The sequence below is a fragment of the Sphingobacterium shayense genome (assembly GCF_013179575.1).
Classification (GTDB): Bacteria; Bacteroidota; Bacteroidia; order Sphingobacteriales; family Sphingobacteriaceae; genus Sphingobacterium; species Sphingobacterium shayense.
In genome coordinates this window covers 1-5,814 of sequence record NZ_JABMCQ010000210.1, presented here as the reverse complement: position 1 = coordinate 5,814, position 5,814 = coordinate 1, and the positions used below count along the sequence as shown (strand labels likewise).

Here is a 5,814-nt window from a genome sequence, read left to right as displayed (position 1 = left end):
AGCTCGTTTGCGATGAATTGTTCTTCGATGCTCTCGTTGGCGTTGGGGAGATGATACGCGAGATCTTTTAGCTTTGTTTGGCTGCGATTGTTAGATCGTATCCAGTCGATGATTTCGAATTTTGCAGCTTTATAGAGGTAAGGTCCAAGACTGTCTTGTATCGTAATTTTTTTGCAGTTTTTCCAGAGTGAACAAAATATATCTTGCACGATTTCTTGGCTGTCTTCGCGCGAATTGATTCGGCGCTCCACATAAATGAACAGTGCATCAGCATACAGGTCGATTACTTTTTTAAAAGCAACATGATCACCCGATTTGATGTCATTCAGCAACTGAACTTCACATGTGTTATCCATAACTCGCTAAGCAATTGTAAGTTTAAAGTCTCTGGCAAATTTATAAATGGCGTGTTAACTGGACGTTAAGTTATTAAAATTTTCAATCTTAAACAAAGGTCATGTATTTTGTTTAAGGTATTCTCACAAATAAAGAAAGGCAGGTATGTCTCACATGGTTGAGGTGATCATTTTAAAAGGTTTTTGTCTTGAAAGTTTGTTAACTTTTGAATCTATGGGAGTCGTCTTTGCCAGCGATGGCGATCGTGGAAGCTGGCCGTCCAAGTGTAACTTGAGACGAGGATTCATATGATATACTCGGTATTTATCAGGTCGTAAGTGACTGTAAAAGAAATAGATACGGCTCTAGAAATCCCCAAAAATATCTTGGAGATTTCTAAATTTTTGTTTTCGGTTCGTCCAGAGCCCCCCCCTTGTTCTGACCTTTTTTTGGGGGGGCTTATCGTGTTTCTATTTTCTTAGAGTAGGGGTATTGACTAAAAATCGCCGTAGAAGTTACGGAATGACGAACGCAGGCCTATATTAATGACACCTGATTTTTGCGTCGGCAAGTTTTCTGTTGCATTATAACGTTGTGTATAGCCAACTTCAAAACGAAGGTTATACTTGGGGTTTAGCACATACGCAGCTTTCGCGTCAACATAATATAAATCATTTTTAACACCTTGAGCGATACTATTGTCGTACATACTGTATACCTTGCCGTAGGATTGAAAGATGTCTCCACCCATATTAGCTCCATTTTCAGGATCTGTTCCATACTGGCTGTAGACACCTTGTAGGGAGAAATCAAACCGATTCCAACTGTAGTTGGCAATACCGACAATTTCCCTAAAATTTGCCCCTCTAGGATGTGCGAGAGGTTCGCCATGATTACTGTAGTTGTTGATCGATTCGAATTGTTGGTAGGTGTATGGACGTACAACATTATATTCTGCAAGGAAATTTAGATTCTTTACAGCGAAAATATCGTAGCCACGGGCACCTATCTGCGCTCCAAGTTTATTATTCACGTGGCCTTTTCCAGAAAACAATTCGCTACCTGTAAAATCGTCAAGCATCAGCTGTCCGTATGCAGTTACATTGCGAAGTACTTTATATTTTGCGTTAAGTCCTAAAGATGCATATGATGTCTCGGCGGTGTTTGCTACACCGTTGAAAGGGGGAGGCCCCTGTGGATATTCTACTGCATTGAAATAATCCATGTAGGGAATTTGATCTCCTTGGGGCGCGACATATTCATTCTGGTTACCCCAAACAAAAGAAGCGAGTAAACCGATTGACAGACGGTTCGTTGCGTTGTAATCGATATATTGAAAGGAACCGTATTTAATTCCATCTCCTGAGCGCCGCTCGGTGTCCTCCGGGGCTATGCGTGGATTCCTTGGGTCTGTCATGTAGGCCCATATGGAGGTATATTGAAACTTTCCGAGTTCACCAGTGAACTTCAAGTTTGAATAGTTTCCCGAAAAATCTGACAGTAGTAGTGACCTATATCCGTCTCCTATGAAATTTTTATCGTAGGCCAATGTGGTTTGGAATTTGTCACTGAATGCGTACGTCAGACTAGCCGTGGCATACATCCAATCTTTTTTGTAGTCATCTCCAAATTTCACGGTACCCTGGCCAGGCATAACGCCATTTCTATCGACGTAGTCATCGATGTGCTTTGGATATACCCCTTGGTTTTCAAAGAAGCTTGCATGGAACGTAAATTTATCGCCGATTGTTACCCCTCCTTGAAACCCTCTAGTGTTTAGCCAGGTCGTTCTTTTGTCCTCACCAATTAGTTCTTTACCCAGTATGAAATCTGGAAGAAAGTCAAGATAAAATGTATGATCTTCCTTGGTTACTTCTACTAAATGTTCATTGAAAATTTTTCGTAGGAACCAATTGTTCGAATTAACAGGGTTCGTTGTCTGCAGCGAGTCGAATTTGTTTAAAATATCTCCTTTAAAGAGTATGGGTTTCGATGCGGTATGTAGCCTGGTATCGGGTGAATACAGAACGTCGTTAAATTTCTGCATATATTGATAAGAATATGGTAGGCTGTTAACTTGTGCCTGTGCGACTTCTAGCGTCAGGGAAGTTAATAATAGTAGCACTGAACTAAGGGTAACGTTAAAACGCGTCATATATTGCTTAGAGTAGTTTGAATGACTATAACAATTATTATTCCGAATTAATAATTCATTACAAATGTAACATAATATACTGGGCTGTGGTATAGCTGTCTGTAATTCGGGCATGCAAAACGGCGCTAAGAACACTTTTTTAATTAAAAGTGTATGTTATTTTGGAAAATATAGCTCGGCAGGGAGGCATAGCTCGGTGTAATAATTTTTGATTTTCAGAATTTGCACCGTAATTTAGCCTATATGAACCCAAGAGATAACAGGCCAGAGCTATCGAAGTCATCAAAATTTAACCGCAAGGCAATGCGTATTATGAATATTGCAGCTATAACCTTATTTATCTTGGCGATAATTTATAAAATATTCCTTTCAAAGTAATTTAATATGTCACACAAACAAATTTTAAATACGGACTCGGCTCCTGCTGCAATCGGTCCTTATAACCAGGCAATTAAAGCTGGTGAAACGCTTTATGTCTCTGGTCAAATTCCACTGATTCCAGAAACAATGGAACTAGTCAGCTCAGGTGTAGCAGACGAGACTCATCAGGTGCTGACTAACGTAAAGGCCATTTTAGATGCTGCGGGTTATAGCTTTAATGATGTCGTGAAGGCGAGTATATTTATCAGCGACATGGGCGATTTTGGAACGATCAATGAAGTTTATGCTCAATATTTTACTGACAATCAACCTGCTCGTGAATGTGTCGCAGTAAAGACGCTGCCAAAGAACGTAAACGTGGAAATCTCGGTTATCGCTTGGAAGAGAAGTGAATAATTGAAAGTATAGTTGTAAAATCGGTAAGGATCAACCATGTTGATTTTTATCGATTTTCTATTTAGACCAGAACCTGAACAACCGATTATTTGTTGCTTTAGTTATAACTGGCTCAATGGTTTAAAAGATTGATTTTGAGATGTTTGTGTTTTCGTTTCTATCTCGTGCTAATTATTGCGGTTTTTTTTTAAGACCGATCCCAGATAATAAAATATTGCCAGTTGTTTTGGCCTCCGGAACCGGATAACTGTATCATTTTGCAGATTGGTTACGTTTTGTAGTTATAGTTCAACCAAAATTTAAACGTAATGAATAGAATTTTAATCACATTTAGTATCGTCCTTTTCTCATTATTATCGTGTGAAAAAACGGGAGAAAAAAATAGGAGGGCTGATCGAGACGCTTTAGACAAATTAAAATTTCAGATCGAAGAGATGGTGAAAGATGTACCATGCAACGATTCTTCGCAATGGGCAGTTGCAGCGCTAGGGCATAAGGCCTGCGGTGGCGCGGTAGCCTATATCGCTTACCCTTCCTCTATCGATGTCGATGAATTTTTAGAAATGGTCCAGCGCTATACGCAGGGCGAAAAGGAATACAACGAAAAATATAATATCATCTCGGATTGTATGTGGGTAATTGAGCCTGAAGGTGTTCGCTGCGAAAATGGCAAACCCGTATTCGTGTATAAAGATTTGAATGCTGTCCCGCAGGATTAGCGGCTGTTTTTATTGATGGGACAAATCGAGCTCCTCTCGTTGTAACTTGCGTAATTCTTACCCAAAAGCAATAGATTAACGTTTCTAGCGTCAATTTATCCCGCATTCGAGTGAGATCTCCGTGGGTACTACCCGTCTGTAAAGTTTTATAATCTCATAACATCATTATGTGACCGCAGTTACTTTTATCTTCAAACAATTAGGATTAATTTTGCGTTAGATAATTAACACTAAATATGTTTATGCGATGAAAAGAAATCTATTAATAGCCTTATTTACGTTTGCAGCTGTTTGTTTTGGACAAATCGCTTATGCGCAGGTTGAAGCGACAACATCGGACGTTACTGTCAATATCAATCTTACAGATGCTATATCTATTACATTGGGGCCGGATCCGATAGTTGACTTTAACTACGTAGATGCCGATGACTATTCGCAAGAACAGATCGTTAATAAGCCGAACCATTTCACTGTTATCAGCAATCAGGAGTACAATCTTTCTGTTCAGGCTACGACTGAGTTTACACCAACTGGCCCTGCTTTAGATATTGTTACTGTGTCAGTTGATCCTGCTTCAGTAACTGCAAATGGCGGTACTGCAATAGAGAACGTGCCATTAAATCTTTCTCCAGAACCACTGTTAAACACGGCAAATCCATCTACAAGCGCTGTTTATCAAATTAACTATGAAATAGCTGATCCGACACCGTTACTGGGGCTTGCTGCAGGAACGTACACGGCGACGGTGACCTATACGGCCACACAATTATAAGGAGAAAGGATTATAAATGTGAGGATGTTTGTGAGGCATTTTTTAGCGGTCATAATATTATGCATAAGCGATACCCTAGCCTTTGGCCAGGGTATCGCTGTTGCTCCATCACGTGTGTTTTTCTCTGGCGCTGCAGGTCAAACGGTCAGTAAGACAATCACGTTCACCAATACATCCACCGAGGAATTTAATTTTGTTGCATCAATGAACGATTGGGATAGGGATTCATTGGGGGTGAAGGTATACCATGTCGCTGGTTCTAGACCAGAATCCAATGTATCGTGGCTACAGCTCTCAGAGAATTCCGCTCAGCTCTCCCCGGGAGAAACCAAGAGCATAAATTTAACGATGAATATTCCCAGTTATCCATTGCCCGCAGGGCAAACCAATAGTATGGTGTTTTTTACCCAAGTCAAGAAGCAACAGGAACATAAGAAACCAGGAGTCAATGTGAACGTACTTTTAGAGGTCGGGGTGCAGGTGTATCATACTCCTTTGGGACTTTATCGTGGTGATCTCGAGTTTCTTGCCTTTGAAGATCGCGGGAATACAGATACTAAGGGCGGGTCAAGACGCCAGATAAATGTGAAGATCAAAAATACAGGCGCAATTAATAAAGATGCTTATGTACGGTTCGAACTTACTAATATGGGAACTGGCGAGGAGATTCCCGTAGAGGCTATCGCAATAGCAATGCTGCCAGAGGCGGAACAATGGGTAGAGTTTTTATTGCCGGAGAAACTTGATCGTGGGAAATATCTTGCCGTCGCCATTCTAGACGCAGGAAGCCAATACGACTTGAAAATTGCAGAGAAAGAAATCACATATTAACGCGGTAGGTCTTTTTATCGGTTTCTTTTGCTGGGCATTCTCGGTGTGCGCCCAGGTAACCGTAACGATTCCCCAAGCAAATATTATAAACGGTAGTCAACTTAATTCTTCTGTGGTAGTTGGCAACTATAGCCTCGGCGTGTCATTGCTACCAACATTTAGTGTTAAAGCTAACACGTCAAGTTTTTTGAAAAGTACCGGTGAAACAATTCCGCTTAACCGGA

General features: G+C 40.6%; 7 protein-coding genes. 5 read left to right on the top strand and 2 right to left on the bottom strand.

Going from position 1 to position 5,814, the window contains the following annotated elements; genetic code table 11:
• Both HP439_RS17340 and HP439_RS17335 read right to left on the bottom strand, forming a co-directional pair.
• The coding region (locus HP439_RS17340) for an RNA polymerase sigma factor (RefSeq protein WP_172391598.1) at positions 1-356 on the bottom strand (356 nt) is incomplete at its 3' end.
• Between the two features lie 476 nt (positions 357-832).
• Positions 833-2,491 carry a gliding motility protein RemB gene (locus tag HP439_RS17335; RefSeq protein WP_172391597.1) on the bottom strand — a complete coding sequence of 553 codons (1,659 nt, stop codon included), beginning with the start codon at positions 2,489-2,491 and terminating at the stop codon, positions 833-835.
• Positions 2,492-2,875: 384 nt separating this feature from the next.
• Here HP439_RS17335 and HP439_RS17330 point away from each other — a divergent pair, with 384 nt between their 5' ends.
• From HP439_RS17330 to HP439_RS19455, 5 genes are all read left to right on the top strand, one after another.
• Positions 2,876-3,268, top strand: coding sequence for a RidA family protein (locus tag HP439_RS17330; RefSeq protein WP_172391596.1), 393 nt, complete (start codon positions 2,876-2,878; stop codon positions 3,266-3,268).
• 308 nt (positions 3,269-3,576) lie between these two features.
• Positions 3,577-3,987, top strand: coding sequence for a hypothetical protein (locus tag HP439_RS17325; protein ID WP_172391595.1), 411 nt, complete (start codon positions 3,577-3,579; stop codon positions 3,985-3,987).
• 247 nt (positions 3,988-4,234) lie between these two features.
• On the top strand, positions 4,235-4,759 hold the full coding sequence (locus HP439_RS17320; protein ID WP_172391594.1) for a hypothetical protein: 525 nt from the start codon (positions 4,235-4,237) through the stop codon (positions 4,757-4,759).
• A gap of 30 nt (positions 4,760-4,789) precedes the next feature.
• Positions 4,790-5,590 (top strand): fimbrial biogenesis chaperone, encoded by an 801-nt coding sequence (locus tag HP439_RS17315; protein ID WP_172391593.1) that lies wholly within the window; start codon positions 4,790-4,792, stop codon positions 5,588-5,590.
• Positions 5,565-5,814: hypothetical protein (locus HP439_RS19455; RefSeq protein WP_216657891.1), on the top strand; the 250-nt coding region annotated here is incomplete at its 3' end. The genes HP439_RS17315 and HP439_RS19455, both read left to right, overlap by 26 nt.

Coding starts and splice junctions, on each gene's coding strand:
- HP439_RS17335 (WP_172391597.1), bottom strand. CDS start 2,491: ATGACGCGTTTTAACGTTACCCTTAGTTCAGTGCTACTATTATTAACT.
- HP439_RS17330 (WP_172391596.1), top strand. CDS start 2,876: ATGTCACACAAACAAATTTTAAATACGGACTCGGCTCCTGCTGCAATC.
- HP439_RS17325 (WP_172391595.1), top strand. CDS start 3,577: ATGAATAGAATTTTAATCACATTTAGTATCGTCCTTTTCTCATTATTA.
- HP439_RS17320 (WP_172391594.1), top strand. CDS start 4,235: ATGAAAAGAAATCTATTAATAGCCTTATTTACGTTTGCAGCTGTTTGT.